The sequence below is a fragment of the Tabrizicola piscis genome, assembly GCF_003940805.1.
GTDB classification, from domain to species: Bacteria; Pseudomonadota; Alphaproteobacteria; order Rhodobacterales; family Rhodobacteraceae; genus Tabrizicola; species Tabrizicola piscis.
Window position 1 is genome coordinate 3,290,174 of the sequence record NZ_CP034328.1, and the last position, 18,471, is coordinate 3,308,644.

Consider the following 18,471-nt stretch of genomic DNA (forward strand, 5'->3'; position numbering starts at 1 on the left):
TATCCAGAACTCAGGAACTTCCATCACTTGATCGATGCTAGGTCAGTGATGATCAAGGTCCTGGCATATTTCCCCAGTGAAGATTGGGCGACTGGCAAGCACTTTGACAAGTCGTTGCTCACCTTGGTGATGCATGCCACAGACGTCAAATCGGACAAGTTCGTGATTGGCCCGTTCAGTCAAGACGGGACTAGTAAGTTTCTTGAAACGCCTGATCGTTACGTTAGTGACCGGACAAAGCCCGGCAAGGCCCTCATCTTCCCGGGCATGATGTGGGAGAAGTTGGGTGTTCCTTCACTAAAGCCCTCGCCACACGCTGTTATGCCGCACCGAGGGCCTGGGATCAGGTTCAGCGTCATTGCGTTTCTTCTTGCTCCGAACCTGAACTTGAGAGATCTGTTTAGCCGCAGTGCTTAATCTATGCTTGAACGAAACAAGGCCCTTACCCACCGGTAAGGGCCTTGTCATGCGAATTTGGATCAAGAAAGCGACTGATTTACGCAGATGACAACTTCAGGAAGTCGGCCCAGCTTTTCAATAGCAGTCCACGTTTCTGCAGTCGATCAGAACGTAGATAGGCTCTCGCCACTTCGCCCTCCACCGAATGACCCAGAACAGCCTCAGCTACCTCAAATGGAGCGTCAGCAACATCCTCGGCCCATGTTCGAAAAGTCGCACGAAATCCATGTGGACGGTAGGGGAGGCCATCCCTCTCCATCAACCTGGACATGGTCGCATCCGACATTGCCAGGCCGTTCGGTGATGGGAAAAGCAGTTCGCTGACCTGAAGAGCCATGGCTTCAGCAATGAAGCGCTTTGCTTCATCTCCCAGCGGAACACGATGCTCACGGTTTGTCTTTGTGACCTCTGCAGGTATCGCCAGAACATCCTCAGTTATCATTGTATGGGTAGCGAAACGGATTTCGCTGGTGCGGAGAACTGTTACCATTGCGAAGCGAAGTGCCAGAACCGACATATGGCCTTCGCGTCCCACTAGGTAGGCATAGTAGGATGGCGCTTCGACATAGGGCATTGAAGGGATATGTGCGGACACATGCCGTTGCTTGCCTAGCAAGGCCCGGACTTTCATCGTCGCCTAGGGGTCTACCTCAAGACCGAGTGCCGCCGCATGCTTTAGGGTCAAGCTGAGGCGATTGAGTGCTTTTCGAACTGTATCAGCCTTCGCGTGCCAGATGGGCTCAAGCGCCTTCTTCAGAGTATGCTGATCAAGGTCTTCGATTGCCGTTTTCCCGATCACCGGCAGCACGTGGACTGAGAGTGGGGACATCCACCGACCGGCCTCGCCATCACCCTTCAGTTCTGCCTTTCGTGCTTCGAAGCACGAGTCCACAGCTTGTTGTACCGCTAGGCGTGCGACTTTCTTCCTGCCTTCGACACGCTGAGCTATCGGATCAATGCCCGCCCGGAGCTTTCGACGCGCTTCTGCGGCAAGTTCACGCGCTTCCGCTATGGAGACGTCAGGCCAACGGCCTAGCCCCATCTCCCGGCGTTTTCCTTGGATGACAACGCGGAGTACCCACTTTCCCCGCGAGCGCTCGCTCTTTACCAGCCAAAGCCCCTGGCCGTCAGCATACTTGCCTTCGTGAAGGTTCTTGGCCTTAAGTGGGTTTAGGCTGTTCAAGAGAACCATCAAATCCTACCGCAGTCCATCTTTTCTAGTCCACCTTTTAGTCCACCTCAAGTGCTGTGATTGTATGTTCAGCGATGTTCGGCGAGGTGTTGCCTGTGACGGCGGAGAGCAATCTAAGTAATTGAAAATGAAAATCTATGTGCTGGAATGTTCAACCAAACCCATTCCGGCTCTGGGCACCACTTAAATCCCCCGAAATCGCCAAGCTCTTTCCATTCCGATGTGTCTTTCGGCTTGGGTTGCAAGGTCGGCGATGCGGGCTGGTGATGCGCCCGCCGGGTCAGGCGAAGGGTGTCACCGCGACGGGTTTTTGCCGCTTTCGACTGTCTTGAGCCTGCGCCAGCGCGAACAGCATCACGAGTCCTGTCAGAATCAGCGCTGTATCAAGCAGTATCGAGGGCCCGTAGACCGACTTGATCACCTGCGCGCCAAAGGCCAGGACCGTGCTTGTGGCAAAGACCGGCAGCGAGTGGCGCCCCAGCATCACCAGCGGAGCAAGCACGGGCTGGGCCGCCAGCCGCCGCACGACGGGAAGCGCGCTCAGGACGTAGGCCAGCGCCAGGATGTGCAGGAGCCGCGGCAGGAAAAGAAAGCTTTTGTCAAAGGACGTCACGATTGCCGGAAAGCCCGCATATTCATGCAGGACCCATAGTCCGTGCCCACCCCAGGCGGCCACTGCCGGCATTTGCACCCAGATCGCCGACAGGATCAGGAACCCGATCGCCAACCACAGCGCCCAGGGTCGCACCGGCAGAAGCCGCCGCCCTTGGCGAATGAAGAGCCCGGTCACGATGCCGGTCACGAACAGCACTTGCCAGGCCAGCGGGTTGAAGAGCCAGCCATTCTCAAGCGGGTAGGTGGGCATCTTCAGCTTGGCCAGCCCGACCAGGAACCAAAGCAGCACTGCGCCGGCGATCACCGCGAAAGGCCAGCGCACCGCCAGAAACAGGATCGCCGGTGCGGCCAGCATCAGGACGATGTAAAGCGGCAGGATGTCGGCATAGGCGAACTGGTGCGCCACCAGGATCAGCGCTGGAAGAAACTCCGCCGGATCGTTCAGCACCGGCAGGATGTTTCGCTTTTCTGCCATCTCAAGGATGCCAGTCTGATCGCGGGTCAGCGAAAACAGCACCACGATCAGAATGACCACAAGGACATGCACCCACCAGAGCGTCAGCGCCCGCCGCCAGGGCCGCAGCGCCTGTGCCCAGGTGGGCTGCCCTTTCAGGAAGGGCACACCGTAGGCGAGCCCCGTGGCAATGCCTGACATGAGCACGAAGCCTTCGGCCGCGTCGGAGAAGCCGAAATTGCGCGAGGTTACGTTCTCCCAGATCGTGCCGGGGATGTGGTTGATGAAGATCATCACCAGCGCCAGTCCGCGCAGGAGGTCGATCCGGTGGTCGCGGACGTGAACGGGCTCAGGCAACCTTCAGCTCCGACGGGCTGGCGCTGGTCCATTCCGCAAGGATGGTGTCATGCAGCGCAACCACTGGCGGGGGCACGTCGGTCGGCACGGGGAAATGCGCGGGCGACGCGGGGCGCGATGTCCACCAGATCAACAGGGGCGCGGCCAGCATCGGCAGCGTCACCGGCAAAAGCCACAGCGTCAGGACCGGTGCCACCATCTGCGTGACGACCATTCCGACCAGACCCCAAAAGCTGATCCAGCCCCCGGCGGCCCAGCTTTCGGACAGGCTGAGCCCGCCATCGCCGCGGTTGTTGGGCGGCCAGCCGCCATCACGCCCTGACAGGACCTGCGTCACCGAACGGCTTTGAAACGCCAGCAGAATTGGTGCTACGACCGAGGACAGCGCGAGTTCGGACAGCACAGCGCGCAAGCTGCGCCCCATGCCACCAAAGCCGCGGGCGCGTCCCGTCGCCACGGCATCAAGGCCCACCAGCACCTTCGGCATCACCAGAAGCCCGAAGATGCCAACGGCTAGCCCCACGGCCTTTGGCGTCTGGTCATCGGGGAACACCGGGAAAGGCCAGTTGGCCTGCGGGAAGTAGTCCAGCTCTCCAGCCAGCGGGATCGCCGCGATCGACACCATGATGAAGGCCAGCCAGATCAGCGGCGCGATATAGGCGAAGATGCCCTGAAACAACACAAACCGGCTCCATGGCAGGAGACCGGGGGCGGCCAGCACCTTGGAATGCTGCAGGTTGCCCTGGCACCAGCGGCGGTCGCGCTTGGCGTGGTCAAGGATGTTCTCGGGGCCTTCCTCGAACGACCCTTCCAGATCGTCATCCAGACGCACCACCCAACCCGCGCGCGCCAGAAGCGCCGCCTCGACCGAATCGTGGCTGAGGATATGCCCGCCAAAGGGGGCGGGGCCGGGCAGTTCCGGAAGGCCACAGCTTTCGGCCCAGGCGCGGATGCGTACGATGGCGTTGTGGCCCCAGAATGGCCCGCTTTGGCCCTGCATCACCGCAAGTCCGCGGGCAAAGGCGGGTGAGTGAAAGGCCGCGGCAAACTGCATCGCGCGCCCAAAGCGGGACCGCGCGCGGATCACCTTGGGCAGCGTCTGCAGCAAGCCCAGACGAGGGTCGCCTTCAATCCGGCGGATCATCTCGATGATGGTCTCACCCTCCATCAGGCTGTCGGCGTCCAGGATCAGCGCGTAATCCCAGGCCCCGCCCGAGGTGGTGATGAACTCTTCGATGTTGCCGGCCTTGCGCCCGGTGTTCAGCGTGCGGCGGCGATAGAACATGCGCCCCACGCCGTTCTGTTCTGCCAAAAGCCGCGCGAACCACTGCTGCTCACGCGTGGCGACGGCATGGTTTGTGGTGTCGGAAAGCACGGCGAAGTCGACATGCGCAAGGCTGCCGGTGGCCTTGAGTGACGCATCCATCGCGGCGATCCGGGCGAATGTATCGACAGGATCTTCGTTGTAGACCGGGACGATCACCACGGTCTTCCCCCGGATCGGCCCGGTGGCGCGCAGCGGTGCCGCGCGGTGCCGCGAGGTCAGGCCCAGAAGTGCGGTCGCCGCCCCCCACGCCAGCCACCAGGTGGACAAAAGGATGAGCAGGCTGCGCAGCACGTCAAGCGACGACACGCCATCAGCCGCGCCATAGACCGAAAAAACCAGACCCGCTGCCAGCGCTGCCAGTACGCTGGCCAAAAGCGCAAGCGCCCGCGCCCCGCCCGATGGAGGCAGGACCGACGACCGTGGCTGCGACAGCTTCGACAAGGATCAGCCTGCGCGGCGCAGGCCGCTGCGCCCCAGTCCAAGCCATGACTGGATCTGACCCAATGACCGGCGAATTTGCCCCGGTTCTGGTGTCAGTACCTGCTTTGGCATCGCCAAAGGCGCGACGGGCGGACCGACAAGGTCCAGCTTGATCAGCATGGCTGACGCCGGTTCCGGGATATGTTTCATCTGAATCGTCATGCGGTAACCCATTGATACTGCCAGTTCTCTGACAACTTGCGTCCATAACCCGCAACATGGGCGACCAGTTCCACCGTCGCGCCAGTTTCGGGCAGGACATCGATCACGAGGCGCCAGATATTCACGCTGTCGATCTTCGACAAGGTCTGCACGCTGATCTCGCCGCCAGTGATCGTCACGACCGCTTCAACTTCGGCGTCTGTTGGAAGCGTGGCCAGCATGCCCCCCGCAAAATCCACCACGAACTTGCGGGTGCCTTCGGTGTTTTCCACCCCGGACACGCCGCCGGTCCCGGCGCGGGTTTCCTTGACATAGGCGACATCCGCGGCCGGATCGACCGGCAGCAGGCCCCAGTGCAGACGATAGGCGTATTCGACCATCGTGCCGGGAACCGGCTTTGCCTCGGGGACCCAGAAGGCGACGATGTTGTCGTTCACCTCAAGATCGGACGGAATCTCGACCAGACGCACTGCGCCGCGGCCCCAATCGGCCAAGGGTTCAACCAGCAGGGACGGGCGGCGTTCGTAATGCGACACGGCGTCCTGATAGCTTTCGAATTCGCGGTCGCGTTGCATCAGGCCGAAAGATTGCAGGTTTTCCTCGACGAACCAGGATTCGGTCAGCTTCACCGGATTGTTCAACGGTCTCCAGATCCGGTCGCCATCGCGGCGCAGGATCGCCAGCCCGTCGCTGTCATGCACGTTGGGACGGAAATCGTCGAAGTCGGCCCGGTTCTTTTCGGAAAACAGGAACATCGAGGTCAGGGGGGCAATGCCGAACTGGTCCACCTCGGTGCGGAAGAACAGCCGCGCGGTCACGTCCACTTCGGTGTTCGTGCCGGGGCGGATGACGAAGCGGTAGGCGCCGGTGCAGCTGGCGCTTTCCAGTGCTGCATAGACCGTCACTTCACGCGCGAAGGGCACCGGCTTTTCCACCCAGAACCGCGAGAAGCGGGGAAACTCCTCGGGCTGGTTCAGGCCCGAGTTGATGGCGAGCCCGCGCGCGGAAAGCCCATAGCCATTACCGCGTCCCACGGCCCGGAAATAGCTGGCGCCAAGGAAAGCGATCACTTCGTCAAAGAGGTCGGCACGGTTCAACGGCGCGTTCAGCCGGAAACCCGCCACGCCGGGCAGCGGTTCGTGCAGGGGGACCCGATCCTTGACCCGGTCGTAGTAAAGAAAATCGTCAGTGCTGAACACCATAGGTTGTGCGACGCCACCTTCAATCTCGAACAGATTGACCGGCTCGGCAAAGAGCCAGCCCATGTGGAAGGCATGCAGGTGGAACCCGGCCTCAGGCCCGGCCCAACGGGCACGCTTGGGGTTGAACTGCACCGAATTGTAATCGTCATAGGTGAAGTCCGAGAAGAAGCCGCTGGCACGCTCGGCGGCGACGGCTTCCGCTTGCGACAGCAGGCGCATCTCTTCGGTCAGGGTGTCGAAGTCGAAGGGCACACCGACCGGAGCAGCGTCTGGGGCGGCTTCGGGGGCAGGCGCGGTCTGGGCCCGTGCCATCGGCACCAGGCTGGTGCCGCAGTGCAGCAACACAAGTGTGCTGATGCCCGCAAGGACGCCACGGCGTGGCAGTGTTATGTGCAAACCCGGTTCGACCGGCATGGTAGCTCCCAACAACGATTCACGAAAAACTCAAGACGAGTCTCAGGTTATAAGGTCCGACGCCACATCAATCTCGATGCAGTGAACGCAATGCTGCCATGCAGCAAAAGCAACCCTGCCGTCGAATACTTGATGCTGCCGATAGGTCGGAATGCAGCAGCGCGGCGTCAATACCACGCCTTGGGAAAATGGGGGCGCGTGCCGTTGGAATAGGCATGTTTCCGCCGTTTGCCCAAGACAATGGCGGAAAGCCGTGGGTGGGCACGTTTGAGGGCCGAAGTTGGTGCTGAGACCCTCTGGTCAGAAGCTGTACCGCACCGCGCGAGTCTGATCTGCGGTGTTATCCAACCGGACAGGACGGCCCCACTTTGCCTTAACGTCCGCTTCCTGCGCGTCGCGGGGGGCGTCGGTCAGCATCCCTGCCAGCCGCAGGTAAAGGCATCGACATCTTCGAACCTGAACGCTGTGTCGGTCGCCGAAAGGTTGTGGCCCGACTCTGCCGGCATCGCGGTGCCATCGACAGGCTGCGGACCGGTCGCGACCGACCAGACCGCGCTTGAGCGGGTTCTCTTTACGCGGTCCTTACGCGATCCGCCCCCCTATCGAATAGAGCCTTTACGCGGTCTCACGGCAGTCTCCGGCCCAGCATCCCAAGGAGTCATGTCATGCTGGACCTTCTGTACGTTTCCCTCGGCCTTGCGGCGTTTGCGGTCTTCGCGCTTGGCATCCGCGCCGCTGAGCGGCTGTGAGGGTAGCACCATGTTCGATCTGATCTTGGGTCTTGGCGTCGCTGCGGGCCTGTTTGTCTACCTTGGCGCGGCGCTGCTGCGGCCGGACCGGTTCTGAGGGGGCGCATCATGGACCTGCTTTCCTATCTTCTCTACTTTGCCGCACTCGTTGGCCTTGCCTGGCTCCTCGCACTGTGGATGGTCCGGGTCTATTCCGCGGCCCTTCCGTCAGTACTGCTGCGGATTGAAGGTGCGCTTTGCCGGCTTAGTGGTGCTGCGCCCGACCGCGGCATGGGCTGGGGTGGCTATGCGCTGGCCGTTCTGGTGTTCAATGCGACCGGCTTTGTCGTGCTCTATGTCCTGCTGCGGGCGCAGGGTGCGCTGCCTTTGAACCCGGACGGCATCGGTGGCATGGCACCTGACCTTGCTTTCAACACTGCCGTCAGCTTTGTCACCAACACCAACTGGCAGGCCTATTCGGGCGAGGCGCAGCTGAGCTACCTGAGCCAGATGGCCGGGCTGACGGTGCAGAACTTCGTCAGTGCGGGCACTGGCATGGCCGTCGCCGTTGCGGTGATCCGGGGCTTCGTTTCGGCCAAGGGGGCGACGCTTGGCAATTTCTGGGTCGATCTGACCCGGTCGGTCCTGTGGATTCTGCTGCCACTCTCTGTCGTGCTGGCGCTGTTCCTTGGCTGGCAGGGCGTGCCGCAGACGCTGCAGGGCGCGGTCGTTGCGACGGGCGTCGAGGGGCAGGAACAGGTGATCGCCCGGGGCCCGGCAGCGGCGCAGATCGCCATCAAGCAGCTTGGCACCAACGGCGGGGGATTCTTCGGCGTGAACTCGGCCCATCCGTTCGAGAACCCGACCATCGCGTCGAACATGGCGCAGTCGCTGTCGATCCTGCTGATCCCGGTGGCCTTCTGCTTTCTTTTCGGGCGCATGGCGGGGGACCGGCGACAGGGCTGGGCAATCTTTGCCGCGATGGCGGTGATGTTCGTGGCGGGCCTTGCGGTAATCCATGTCTACGAGGTTGCAGGGAACCCCGCCCTGGGGCTGGGCGCGAACATGGAGGGCAAGGAGCAACGCTTTGGCGCGATGCTGTCGGCGCTTTGGGCGGCTTCCACGACCGCCGCGTCGAACGGGTCGGTCAACGCGATGCATGACAGCTTCATGCCGCTATCGGGCCTTGTGATGATGGTCAACATGCAGATTGGCGAGGTGATCTTCGGCGGGGTCGGTGCGGGGCTTTACGGGATGCTTCTTTACGTCGTCCTTGCCGTGTTTCTGGCCGGGCTGATGGTCGGGCGCACGCCCGAATACCTTGGCCGCAAGATCGAGGGGCGCGAAGTAACTCTGGCGGTGCTGGCCTTCCTGTCGATGCCGTTGGGCATTCTGGTTGGGGGCGCTGTCGCTGCCACCGTCCCGCAGGCGCTGGCGGCGGTGCAGGACCCCGGGCCGCATGGGATGAGCGAGATCCTTTACGCCTATTCGTCGGCCACCGGAAACAACGGGTCGGCGTTCGGCGGTTATGGCGCGGCGCTGCCCTGGCACACGACCACGCTGGGGATCATCATGCTGCTGGGACGCTATGCGATCATCATCCCGATGCTGGCAATTGCCGGGTCGATGGTGCGCAAGCCGCAGGCCCCTGTCACCTCGGGCACTTTCCCTACGCATGGGCCGCTGTTCGTGACGCTCTTGATCCTTACCGTGCTGATCCTTGGCGCGCTGACCTTCTTCCCTGTCCTCGCCCTTGGCCCGATCGCGGAAGAGACCGCGCGTGTGGCCGGGCAAAGCTTCTGAGGCACCCAAATGTCGAAACTGACCAAGACGGCCGATATGACCGGCCTTTACCCGGCCGCGATCCGGGCAAGCGTCACCAAGCTTGATCCCCGCAGCCTGTGGCGCAACCCGGTGATGTTCGTGACTGCCGTCGTGGCGGCGATGACCACGGTTCTTGGCCTGCGTGATCTTGTGACGGGCGTTCCGGGCGCGGGGACCAGCCTGCATATCGCGGCCTGGCTGTGGCTGTGCGTGATCTTCGCGAACTTTGCCGAAGCGCTCGCCGAAGGGCGGGGCAAGGCGCGGGCGGATACCCTGCGCGCGACGAAGTCTGAAACCAAGGTGCGGGTGCTGGGTGCTGTGGATGACGATCCGGCCACGGGGACAGAAACGCTGTCCACCGCGCTACGTGCAGGCCAGTTCGTGCATGTGGCGGCGGGTGAGATCATCCCGGCGGATGGCGAGGCCGTGCGCGGCGTCGCATCGGTCAACGAAAGCGCCATCACCGGCGAAAGCGCGCCCGTGATCCGCGAGGCGGGGGGCGACCGGTCCTCGGTCACCGGGGGCACCACGGTCGTTTCCGACTGGCTGGTGATCCGGGTGACGGCGGAACCGGGGAAAAGCTTCCTTGACCGCATGATCGCGCTGGTGGAAGGGGCCGAACGGCAAAAGACCCCGAACGAGATTGCGCTGAACATCCTGCTTGTGGGTCTGACGCTGATCTTCCTGTTTGTCGTCGTCACACTTCCGGCCTTCGCAAGCTATTCCGGCACCACGATCCCGGTGATCGTGCTGGGCGCGTTGTTCGTGACGCTGATCCCGACCACGATTGGCGGGCTGCTGAGTGCCATCGGCATCGCCGGGATGGACCGCCTCGTGAAGGCCAATGTCATCGCCAAATCCGGCCGGGCGGTTGAGGCGGCGGGGGATGTCGACACGCTGCTTCTGGACAAGACCGGCACGATCACCTTCGGCAACCGGATGGCGGATGCGCTGATCCCTGCACCGGGGGTGGACATGGCGCGACTGGCTGAGGCGGCGGCGCTGGCATCGCTGGCCGATGAGACGCCGGAGGGCAAATCCATCGTCGACAAGGCGCGCGAGGTTCTGGGATCGGTCCCGGCGATGCCAAGGGGTGCCGAGGCCGTTGCCTTCACGGCGCAGACGCGGCTTTCGGGGCTGGACCTTGAGGGCGGTCGCAGCTTTCGCAAGGGCGCGATTGACGCGGTGATCCGGTTGACCGGACGGACCCCGCCGCAGGCGCTGGCGGCCCAGGTGGATGCCATCGCGCGGTCAGGGGGCACGCCCTTGCTGGTGGCCGAAGGCGCAGAAATCCTTGGTGCGGTCCACCTCAAGGATATCGTCAAACCCGGCGTGCGAGAACGCTTTGCGGAACTCCGCGCGATGGGTATCCGCACGGTGATGATCACCGGCGACAACCCGCTGACCGCCGCCGCGATTGCCGCCGAGGCCGGGGTGGATGACTTTCTGGCCGAGGCGACACCCGAGATGAAGCTGGACCTGATCCGCCGCGAACAGGCGGGCGGGCGGCTGGTGGCCATGTGCGGCGACGGGTCGAACGACGCGCCCGCGCTGGCGCAGGCCGACGTGGGCGTGGCGATGAACGCGGGCACCCCGGCGGCGAAGGAGGCCGCGAACCTGATCGACCTAGACAGCGACCCGACCAAGCTGATCGAGGTGGTGCTGGTGGGCAAACAGCTGCTGATCTCGCGCGGGGCGCTGACGACATTCTCCATCGCCAATGACGTGGCGAAATACTTCGCCATCCTGCCCGCGATCTTTGTTGCGGCCTATCCCGGGCTGGGGGCGCTGAACATCATGGGGCTGGCCTCGCCCACCAGTGCCATCCTGTCGGCTGTGATCTTCAACGCGCTGATCCTTGTGGCGCTGGTGCCGCTGGCCCTGCGCGGGGTGTCTTACCGTCCGTCCAGCGCGGCGGCGCTTTTGCGGCGCAACCTGCTGATCTACGGGCTGGGCGGGCTGATCGTGCCCTTCTTCGGGATCAAGGCCATCGACGCTACCCTTGTCGCCCTGAACCTTGCCTGACGCCCCCCCACCCCATCCCTTCCCCATGAGGGGGGAGGGAGGTACCCAATCGCAGAGGTTGACCCATGATAACCCACCTTCGCCCCGCCATTTCCCTGACCGTGGTCTTTACCCTGCTGACGGGTCTTGCCTACCCGCTGGCGATGACCGGCGCTGCGCAGACGCTGTTTCCGATGGCCGCCAATGGCAGCCTGATCGAGAGGGATGGAACCATCATCGGTTCATCCCTGATCGCGCAGCCCTTTGCTGGCGCGGGCTATCTGCACCCCCGTCCCTCGGCCAGTGGCTGGAACGCCGCCGGGACCGGGGCTTCTAACCTTGGGCCGACCTCGGCGGCGTTGATAGCCACAGTCGCCGAACGTCGCACCGCTTGGGAGGCAGAGAAAGGAACCGAGGCCCCGATCGACGCCGTCACCGCCTCTGGTTCGGGGTTGGACCCGGATATCAGCCCTGAAAACGCGCTGGCGCAGGCGGGCCGCATAGCAGCCTTGCGCGGTGCGGATGCGGGTGCGGTGCGGGGATTGATCGAAGCCGCCGTCGAGAAACCGTTCCTTGGCCTTTATGGCGAACCGCGCGTGAACGTGCTTCTGACCAACATCGCCCTTGACGAAGCCTTCCCGATGCCGCCCGCTGGAGGGGAAGGATACACCACCGAATGACCCCGGATTCCGAAATTCGCCCCTCTCCTGAGGCACTTCTCGTGCAGGCCGCGCGGGAAGGGCGGGGGCGGCTTAAGGTCTTTCTGGGCGCGGCACCGGGGGTCGGCAAGACCTGGGCCATGCTGGACGACGCGCATCGCAAGCGGGCGGAAGGCGTCGATGTGGTGGCGGCCCTGATCGAGACGCATGGGCGGTCCGAAACGCAGGCCAAGCTGGCGGGCCTTCCGCAGCTTGCGCGCAAGCCTGTCATTCACAAGGGCCGGGCGTTGACCGAGATGGACCTTGACGGTTTGCTGGCGCGCAAACCCGCACTCGCCCTGATCGACGAACTGGCCCATACGAATGCCGACGGCAGCCGCCACGCCAAGCGCTGGCAGGATGTCGAGGAAGTGTTGGCCGCCGGGATCGACGTCTATACCACGCTGAACATCCAGCACATCGAGACGCTGAACGAAACGGTGGCGCGGATTACCGGCGTTCGGGTTCGGGAAACCGTCCCGGACGGCGCGCTGGAAATGGCGGATGAGATCGAGCTGATCGACCTGCCGCCGGATGAACTGGTGGACCGGCTGAAGCAGGGCAAGGTCTATCCGGCGGATCAGGCGGCCCGCGCGTTGGGGTCGTTCTTCGTCAAGGGCAACCTGACCGCGCTGCGCGAGCTTGCCATGCGCGCCGCCGCTGACCGGGTGGATGCGCAACTGCGTGAGCATATGGCCGCGAACGCCATCGCCGGGCCATGGCCCACGCAGGAACGCATCCTTGTGTGCATCAACGAAAGCCCCGCCGCGCGTGAGGCGATCCGGGTTGCCAAGCGCAGCGCCGACCGGGCGCGAGCGGAATGGATCGCGCTGAACGTGGCGCAGGCGCGGATGGAAGGCTTGCCCGAGGCCGACAAGGACCGGCTGGCGGGAAGCCTGCGATTGGCCGAACGGCTGGGCGCGGAACTGGCGACGCTGGAGGCCGAGCATGACGTGGCCGAGGCGATCCTGACCTATGCGCGGGACCGCAACGTGCGTCGCATCGTGATCGGTCGCCCGCGGCCCCGCCCGTTCTGGGCAAGGTTGACGTCCGAGGATGTTGCGACGGATGTTTTGCGCCGGTCTGGAGCATTCGAGGTCACCGTCGCCTCGGAACCTGACGAGAAACCGAAGGCCAGTGGCTTTCGCAGCCCGCGTCTGGGGGCGGAACCGAAGGCTTGGGGCGAAGCGGTGCTGGCCGTCGCCATCGCCTCGGCCTGTTCCTGGGGGGCCGAGCAGTTGTTTCCGGTGGCCAGCCTGAGCGTGATCTACATGACGGCGGTCGTTGTCGTGGCCAGCCGCCGCGGTCTGGGCCCTGCCCTTGCGGCCGCCGTGCTGGGCTTCATGGCGTACAACTTCCTGTTCACTCATCCGCGCTATACGTTCCATGTCTCTCGGCAGGGCGAGCTTCTGACGCTGGGGCTGTTCCTCGCCGCCTCGCTGGTGACGGGAAATCTTGCCGCCCGCCTGCGTGCCCGGGTAGAGGCGCAGGCCGCCATCGCCGACCGGACGAACAAGCTTTACGACTTCAGCCGCCGTGTCGCTGCCGCTGCCACGGCGGATGATGTGGTTTGGGCCTCGGTCAGCCATGTGGCGACGACGCTGCGCTGCGAGGCGGTGCTGCTGATGCCGCGTGGGGCAGAGTTGCGGGTTGTAGGTGGCTTCCCGCCGGAGGATCGGCTGGACGTGCGCGACCAGTCTGCCGCGCAGTTCGCCTGGGAAAAGGGGGAGCCTGCGGGCCGGGGATCGGACACCTTGCCCACAGCACGGTGGTTCTTTCTGCCGCTGGTGGCGGGCGACCGGCGGTTGGGCGTGCTTGGTATTGCATATGAAGATGATCGCCAGCTTGCCCGCACCGACCGCCGCCTGCTTGACGCGCTGATCGACCAGATCGCGCTGGCGCTGGAACGGCTGCGGCTGACCGAAGACCTTGCCGCCACCCAGCTTGCCACCGAGACCGAACGCCTGCGCACCGCGCTTTTGAACTCGGTCAGCCATGACCTTAGGACGCCGCTTGTGACGATCATCGGGGCAGCCGGTCATCTCGTGGATGCGGACCTGCCGCCGGACGCCCGGCGTGATCTGGCCGAGAACATCCGTGAGGAAGGCGAACGGCTCGACCGCTACGTCCAGAACCTGCTTGACATGACGCGTCTGGGTCACGGCGCGCTCAAGCCCAGACTGGCGCCGCAGGACGTGGCCGAGATTGTCGGGGGCGCGCGATCCCGGATGAAGGGCGTCCTGCGCGGGCATGACCTGCGGGTTGATCTTGCGCCGAACCTGCCGCTGATCCTTGCCGACGGGGTGCTGCTGGAGCAGGTGCTGGTCAACATCCTCGACAACGCGGCAAAGTATTCGCCCGAAAGAACCGCGATCACCATCGCGGCCCGTCTGCTGGGCGCCCGCGTCGAACTGTCGGTGACCGACCATGGTCCCGGCATCCCGGTGGAGGACACGGCCCGCGTCTTCGACATGTTCTATCGCGTGGCCGGGGGCGACCGTCAGAGGGCGGGCACCGGCCTTGGCCTTGCCATCTGCAAGGGGCTGATCGAGGCGATGGGCGGCACGATCAAGGCCGAGTCGGGCCGGGCCGAGACTGGCTGGCCTGATGGCACCGGGACGCGTATCGTGATGGCACTCCCCCTCCACAATCCCGAGGTCGCTGCGTGAGTGCCCCCGCCCGAATCCTTGTCGTCGATGACGAAGCCCCGATCCGCCGCTTTCTGCGGGTCGCGCTTGAGGCGGAGGGCTATGGCGTGATCGAGGCTGGCACCGCGCGCGAGGGACTGGCGATGGCGGCGCGGGAGACCCCGGCGCTGGTGGTGCTTGATCTTGGGCTGCCGGATGCGGATGGCCTGACCGTGCTGCGTGACCTGCGAGGCTGGAGCACGGTTCCCGTGCTGATCCTTTCCGTCCGCGCCGATGAAAGCGACAAGGTCGCAGCGCTGGACGCGGGCGCACAGGACTATGTGGTCAAGCCCTTTGGCGTGAAGGAATTCCTTGCCCGCGTTCGTGGCCTGCTTCGGGATCGCAGCACCGAGGCAGTCCCGTCAGTTCTGAGCATCGGCCCGTTGCGGATCGACGCGGCCGACCATTCCGCTGCGATGGACGGCGTTGCCTTGCACCTCACGCGCCGCGAGTTCGACCTGTTGTGGATGCTGGCCAGCCACCGCGGACGGCTGGTCACCCAAGAGATGATCCTGCGGGCGATCTGGGGTCCGGCCCATGCAGAAGACAGCCAGTACCTGCGTGTCTATGTGCGCCAATTGCGCCAGAAGCTTGGGGATGATGCAGCAAACCCACGCTTCATCGCGACGGAGCCGGGCATCGGGTACCGGTTTCTCGACCCATCGCTGACCTGACCAAGGTGGATCATCGGTCACTTGCGGGGACTGGGTCAGGCGTCGCTGTCGCGAAGGCCTCGCGGCGGATGGTGTCGACGAGTTCGCCTTCATCGGTGCAAGCCTCAAGCTTCGCGGCGCCGATGGCGCGCCAATGCGTCCGATTGCGCTGCCCATCGACTGATACGCTTTGCTTGAAAGGCAAGCTGCGGTGACCAACGTGTTTGTTCCAGGTGGCGTAGGTCGCGTTCCCGGCAGAAAGATGCGGCGGTTGCTTCTGCAGCCAGGTCAAACGGCCAAGCTTCCAAAGATGCTATCTGGCGGTCAGTCGCCCGATAACCATGCAGTGCCGCCTCGCCCAGGCGTGGTCCCAAATTGGCGATTTACATGTGGGCCCGTGCGAACGATCCTGTATCGGCGTTCTGACGATGACACGGCACGATGGACAAGCTTTCTACCATGCAAGCGTATTGCCGCATCGTCGATCGCGGCAGCTTTGCCCGGGCGGCCGAGGATCTGGGAGTCTCCGCCGCCCTTCTGAGCCGCGAGATCCGGCTGCTGGAGGATAGCCTTGGCACCACCCTGATCACCCGCACGACCCGCCGGATGTCGCTGACCGAGGCGGGCCGCGTCTATTACCACGAGGCATTGGGGATCCTTGATGCCGTGCACCGGGTGGAGGATCACATCCGCGATGGCGCAGGCGCGATCCGTGGCCATCTGAAGGTCAACGCCTCAAATTCTTTCGGCACACTGGTCATAGCGCCCGTTCTGCCCGCGTTCACAGCGGCCTTCCCCGATCTGCGCGTCACCCTGTCGCTGGATGACAGGGTCGTCGACATGGTCGAGGGCGGGTTCGATGTCTCGATCCGCATCCGGTCGGCCATGCGGGATTCCACCTTGATCGCCCGCAAGATCGGCACCGTTCACCAAGGCGTCTTTGCCGCCCCAAGCTATGTCGCACATGCGGGGCTTCCGACCAGACCGGATGATATTCCGCATCACAAGGTGATCGGTTTCCTGTTGTCCGACCACCTTACGTCTTGGGACATGGTCGGCCCGGACGGCCCCGTAAACCTAAGCGTTGACCCTGCGGTCAGGGTAGGCAGCAGCATCGTCCTGCGGGACCTTCTGGTTGCCGGGGCCGGGGTGGGCACGCTGCCCAGCTTTGTCTCGGACGGCCCCGTCGCGCGGGGCGAACTGGTCCGTCTGCTGCCCGACTACCGCTTTGCGCCGCGTGATATCTGCGCGGTCACCGCCGCGCGACTGGGCATGGACGCGCGGGTCATGGCTTTCCTTGATCACCTGCAGGCCGCGTTGAAGGGCTGATATTCTTCACTGGGCGTAAAGAGTGATTTGCGCCGGACCCGATTACTGACTCTCGCCCGATCCCTGATCTTCACGACATCGCAACCCGCTGTTGATGAGGATCAGATGACCCGCATACTCGTGCTTTATTACTCCAGCTACGGCCATGTCCGCACGCTGGCCAATGCTGTGGCCGAAGGCGTCCGGACTGTGCCGGGCACGCATGTTGAAATCCGCCGGGTCCCTGAAACTGTCCCGGAAGATGTCCGCGCAAGCGCGGGCTTCATCGAGGATGACACCGCGACCGCCGCACCGACCGACCTTGCCGACTACGACGCAATCCTGTTCGGCACGCCGACGCGGTTTGGTCTGATGGCCGGGCAGATGAAACAGTTCCTGGACCAGGCGGGTGGCCTTTGGGCCCGCAATGCGCTGGTTGGAAAGGTCGCCGGGGTCTTTGTCTCAACCGGGTCGCAGCATGGCGGGCATGAGGCGACGATGCTGTCGACCCAGATCGCGCTGCAGCACTTTGGCATGTTGATCGCAGGACTGCCCTACAGCTTTGCCGGCCAGACCTCGGGCGAGCGCATCATCGGCGGCGCGCCTTATGGCGCGGGCACGATTGCCGGGGCCGACGGCAGCTTTACGCCAAACGCGACAGAACTGGCCGGGGCCCGGTTTCTTGGGGCCCATGTCGCAAGCATCGCCACGCGGCTTGTCGCTGGGGCGGCCCGCCTGCAGGCCGCCTGAAGGGATATGGTGACAACATGCTGACCTCGCTACTGCGCGCCTGGCGCGCCCATCGCCATAGGGCCGAGGTGGATGCGCTGGCCAGACGGCTGGGCCCCCATATCGCCCGGGATATCGGGATCGGGGGGGCGGATATGTCTCGCGCCCTTCCGACGCTCTGCCCAGTTTGACCCGCCAACCTTTCTGTTCCGGAGCCCCGCCATGCACCGCACTGCCGACATTTCCCTGACCGCGCTTGCCCCGGTCGTCTGGGGCAGCACTTACCTTGTCACGACCGAAACCCTGCCAGATGGCTTTCCCCTGACCGTCGCGGCCTTGCGTGCGCTTCCGGCGGGGCTCTTGCTGCTTGTGATGACCCGGTCTTTGCCACCGCGCGCCCTGTTCGGTCGGCTGCTGGTTCTGGGAGCGTTGAACTTCGCGGTCTTCTGGGCCTGTCTGTTCGTGGCGGCCTACCGTCTGCCGGGCGGGGCCGCTGCGACTCTGGGGGCCTTGCAGGCGCTGATGGTGATCGGCTTTGCCCGCTGGTTTCTTGGGACCGCGATCCAGGCCGTGTCGGTGCTTGCGGCCATCTTCGGCGTATTGGGCGTGGCGCTGCTTCTGCTGGGGTCCGATACGGGATACGATCTGATCGGCATCCTCGCCGCCATTTGTGGCACAGTATCGATGGCCGCAGGCACCGTGCTGAGCCGCAAATGGCAGCCACAGGTGCCCGTGCTTTCCTTCACCGCATGGCAACTGACCGCGGGCGGACTGCTTCTGCTGCCGGTCGCCCTGCTTGCCGAGCCGTCTTTGCCGCCCCTGACCGCAACCAACCTGCTGGGCTTGGTGTGGCTTGGCCTGATCGGAGCCGCAGCGACCTACGGGCTTTGGTTGCGCGGTATAGCCCGCCTTGGGCCGAGCCCGGTTGCGATGCTGGGAATGCTGAGCCCCGTCACAGCGGTCGTCCTTGGGTGGGTTTGGCTAGGCGAGTCCCTGACCGCAGTCCAGCTTGCAGGTGCCGCCATCGTCCTGGCGTCGATCTGGGTTGGTCAGACCGCCGCACGCCGTGCAGAAATCGCGCCTGCAACTTTGCGAGGTCGACGCGGGCACCGCGCAGGAGGGCAGGGTCGTTGACCCTGTACTGCCCAGTGGCCGGGCTATCCTGAACAGGAACGGCC

Annotated in this window: 17 protein-coding genes; 11 read left to right on the top strand and 6 right to left on the bottom strand. The window is 64.1% G+C overall.

Annotation, left to right across the window (positions count from 1 at the left end; genetic code table 11):
• Window positions 1-48 precede the first annotated feature (48 nt).
• Entirely contained in the window at window positions 49-417 is a 369-nt protein-coding gene (locus EI545_RS15995) for a hypothetical protein (protein WP_125326389.1), read from the top strand.
• A gap of 79 nt (window positions 418-496) precedes the next feature.
• Here EI545_RS15995 and EI545_RS21570 read toward each other — a convergent pair whose 3' ends face one another.
• The 6 genes from EI545_RS21570 to EI545_RS16020 all read right to left on the bottom strand — a co-directional run bounded on the left by EI545_RS21570 (window position 497) and on the right by EI545_RS16020 (window position 6,662).
• Window positions 497-1,090 (bottom strand): tyrosine-type recombinase/integrase, encoded by a 594-nt coding sequence (locus tag EI545_RS21570; RefSeq protein WP_216842461.1) that lies wholly within the window; start codon window positions 1,088-1,090, stop codon window positions 497-499.
• A 6-nt stretch (window positions 1,091-1,096) separates the two neighbouring features.
• Complete coding sequence (locus EI545_RS21575; protein WP_216842462.1) at window positions 1,097-1,651, bottom strand: integrase arm-type DNA-binding domain-containing protein; 555 nt, start codon at window positions 1,649-1,651, stop codon at window positions 1,097-1,099.
• 280 nt (window positions 1,652-1,931) lie between these two features.
• Entirely contained in the window at window positions 1,932-3,077 is a 1,146-nt protein-coding gene (locus tag EI545_RS16005; protein WP_125326390.1) for an OpgC family protein, read from the bottom strand.
• Entirely contained in the window at window positions 3,070-4,845 is a 1,776-nt protein-coding gene (gene mdoH, locus EI545_RS16010) for a glucans biosynthesis glucosyltransferase MdoH (protein WP_425471582.1), read from the bottom strand. The genes EI545_RS16005 and mdoH overlap by 8 nt, the downstream gene beginning before the upstream one ends.
• Before the next feature lie 3 nt (window positions 4,846-4,848).
• The gene (locus EI545_RS16015; protein ID WP_125326391.1) at window positions 4,849-5,034 is read right to left on the bottom strand and encodes a hypothetical protein; all 186 of its coding nucleotides are present in this window, start codon (window positions 5,032-5,034) and stop codon (window positions 4,849-4,851) included.
• Window positions 5,035-5,042: 8 nt separating this feature from the next.
• The gene (locus EI545_RS16020) at window positions 5,043-6,662 is read right to left on the bottom strand and encodes an OpgD/OpgG family glucan biosynthesis protein (protein ID WP_125326392.1); all 1,620 of its coding nucleotides are present in this window, start codon (window positions 6,660-6,662) and stop codon (window positions 5,043-5,045) included.
• A gap of 720 nt (window positions 6,663-7,382) precedes the next feature.
• On the opposite strand from EI545_RS16020, the gene kdpF reads away from it, so the two are divergent.
• The 10 genes from kdpF to EI545_RS16070 all read left to right on the top strand — a co-directional run bounded on the left by kdpF (window position 7,383) and on the right by EI545_RS16070 (window position 18,427).
• Window positions 7,383-7,508: a K(+)-transporting ATPase subunit F gene (gene kdpF / locus EI545_RS16025; RefSeq protein ID WP_245990115.1), complete on the top strand. Its 126-nt coding sequence runs from the start codon at window positions 7,383-7,385 to the stop codon at window positions 7,506-7,508.
• 8 nt (window positions 7,509-7,516) lie between these two features.
• Window positions 7,517-9,193 carry a potassium-transporting ATPase subunit KdpA gene (kdpA, locus tag EI545_RS16030; protein ID WP_425471651.1) on the top strand — a complete coding sequence of 559 codons (1,677 nt, stop codon included), beginning with the start codon at window positions 7,517-7,519 and terminating at the stop codon, window positions 9,191-9,193.
• Between the two features lie 9 nt (window positions 9,194-9,202).
• The gene (gene kdpB, locus EI545_RS16035) at window positions 9,203-11,239 is read left to right on the top strand and encodes a potassium-transporting ATPase subunit KdpB (RefSeq protein WP_125326394.1); all 2,037 of its coding nucleotides are present in this window, start codon (window positions 9,203-9,205) and stop codon (window positions 11,237-11,239) included.
• Window positions 11,240-11,304: 65 nt separating this feature from the next.
• On the top strand, window positions 11,305-11,898 hold the full coding sequence (kdpC, locus tag EI545_RS16040) for a potassium-transporting ATPase subunit KdpC (protein WP_125326395.1): 594 nt from the start codon (window positions 11,305-11,307) through the stop codon (window positions 11,896-11,898).
• Window positions 11,895-14,585 (top strand): sensor histidine kinase, encoded by a 2,691-nt coding sequence (locus EI545_RS16045; RefSeq protein WP_125326396.1) that lies wholly within the window; start codon window positions 11,895-11,897, stop codon window positions 14,583-14,585. The genes kdpC and EI545_RS16045 overlap by 4 nt, the downstream gene beginning before the upstream one ends.
• On the top strand, window positions 14,582-15,277 hold the full coding sequence (locus EI545_RS16050; protein ID WP_125326397.1) for a response regulator: 696 nt from the start codon (window positions 14,582-14,584) through the stop codon (window positions 15,275-15,277). The genes EI545_RS16045 and EI545_RS16050 overlap by 4 nt, the downstream gene beginning before the upstream one ends.
• 420 nt (window positions 15,278-15,697) lie before the next feature.
• Complete coding sequence (locus tag EI545_RS16060; protein WP_125326398.1) at window positions 15,698-16,585, top strand: LysR family transcriptional regulator; 888 nt, start codon at window positions 15,698-15,700, stop codon at window positions 16,583-16,585.
• Between the two features lie 105 nt (window positions 16,586-16,690).
• Entirely contained in the window at window positions 16,691-17,314 is a 624-nt protein-coding gene (gene wrbA, locus EI545_RS16065) for an NAD(P)H:quinone oxidoreductase (RefSeq protein WP_125326399.1), read from the top strand.
• Window positions 17,315-17,331: 17 nt separating this feature from the next.
• Entirely contained in the window at window positions 17,332-17,484 is a 153-nt protein-coding gene (locus tag EI545_RS21400; protein ID WP_164517321.1) for a hypothetical protein, read from the top strand.
• 31 nt (window positions 17,485-17,515) lie between these two features.
• A complete protein-coding gene (locus tag EI545_RS16070; RefSeq protein WP_125326400.1) occupies window positions 17,516-18,427 on the top strand; it encodes an EamA family transporter in 912 nt (303 codons plus the stop codon).
• Window positions 18,428-18,471: the final 44 nt, after the last annotated feature.

Coding starts and splice junctions, on each gene's coding strand:
- EI545_RS15995 (WP_125326389.1), top strand. CDS start 49: ATGATCAAGGTCCTGGCATATTTCCCCAGTGAAGATTGGGCGACTGGC.
- EI545_RS21570 (WP_216842461.1), bottom strand. CDS start 1,090: ATGAAAGTCCGGGCCTTGCTAGGCAAGCAACGGCATGTGTCCGCACAT.
- EI545_RS21575 (WP_216842462.1), bottom strand. CDS start 1,651: ATGGTTCTCTTGAACAGCCTAAACCCACTTAAGGCCAAGAACCTTCAC.
- EI545_RS16015 (WP_125326391.1), bottom strand. CDS start 5,034: ATGAAACATATCCCGGAACCGGCGTCAGCCATGCTGATCAAGCTGGAC.
- EI545_RS16020 (WP_125326392.1), bottom strand. CDS start 6,662: ATGCCGGTCGAACCGGGTTTGCACATAACACTGCCACGCCGTGGCGTC.
- kdpB (WP_125326394.1), top strand. CDS start 9,203: ATGTCGAAACTGACCAAGACGGCCGATATGACCGGCCTTTACCCGGCC.
- kdpC (WP_125326395.1), top strand. CDS start 11,305: ATGATAACCCACCTTCGCCCCGCCATTTCCCTGACCGTGGTCTTTACC.
- EI545_RS16045 (WP_125326396.1), top strand. CDS start 11,895: ATGACCCCGGATTCCGAAATTCGCCCCTCTCCTGAGGCACTTCTCGTG.
- EI545_RS16060 (WP_125326398.1), top strand. CDS start 15,698: ATGGACAAGCTTTCTACCATGCAAGCGTATTGCCGCATCGTCGATCGC.
- wrbA (WP_125326399.1), top strand. CDS start 16,691: ATGACCCGCATACTCGTGCTTTATTACTCCAGCTACGGCCATGTCCGC.
- EI545_RS21400 (WP_164517321.1), top strand. CDS start 17,332: ATGCTGACCTCGCTACTGCGCGCCTGGCGCGCCCATCGCCATAGGGCC.
- EI545_RS16070 (WP_125326400.1), top strand. CDS start 17,516: ATGCACCGCACTGCCGACATTTCCCTGACCGCGCTTGCCCCGGTCGTC.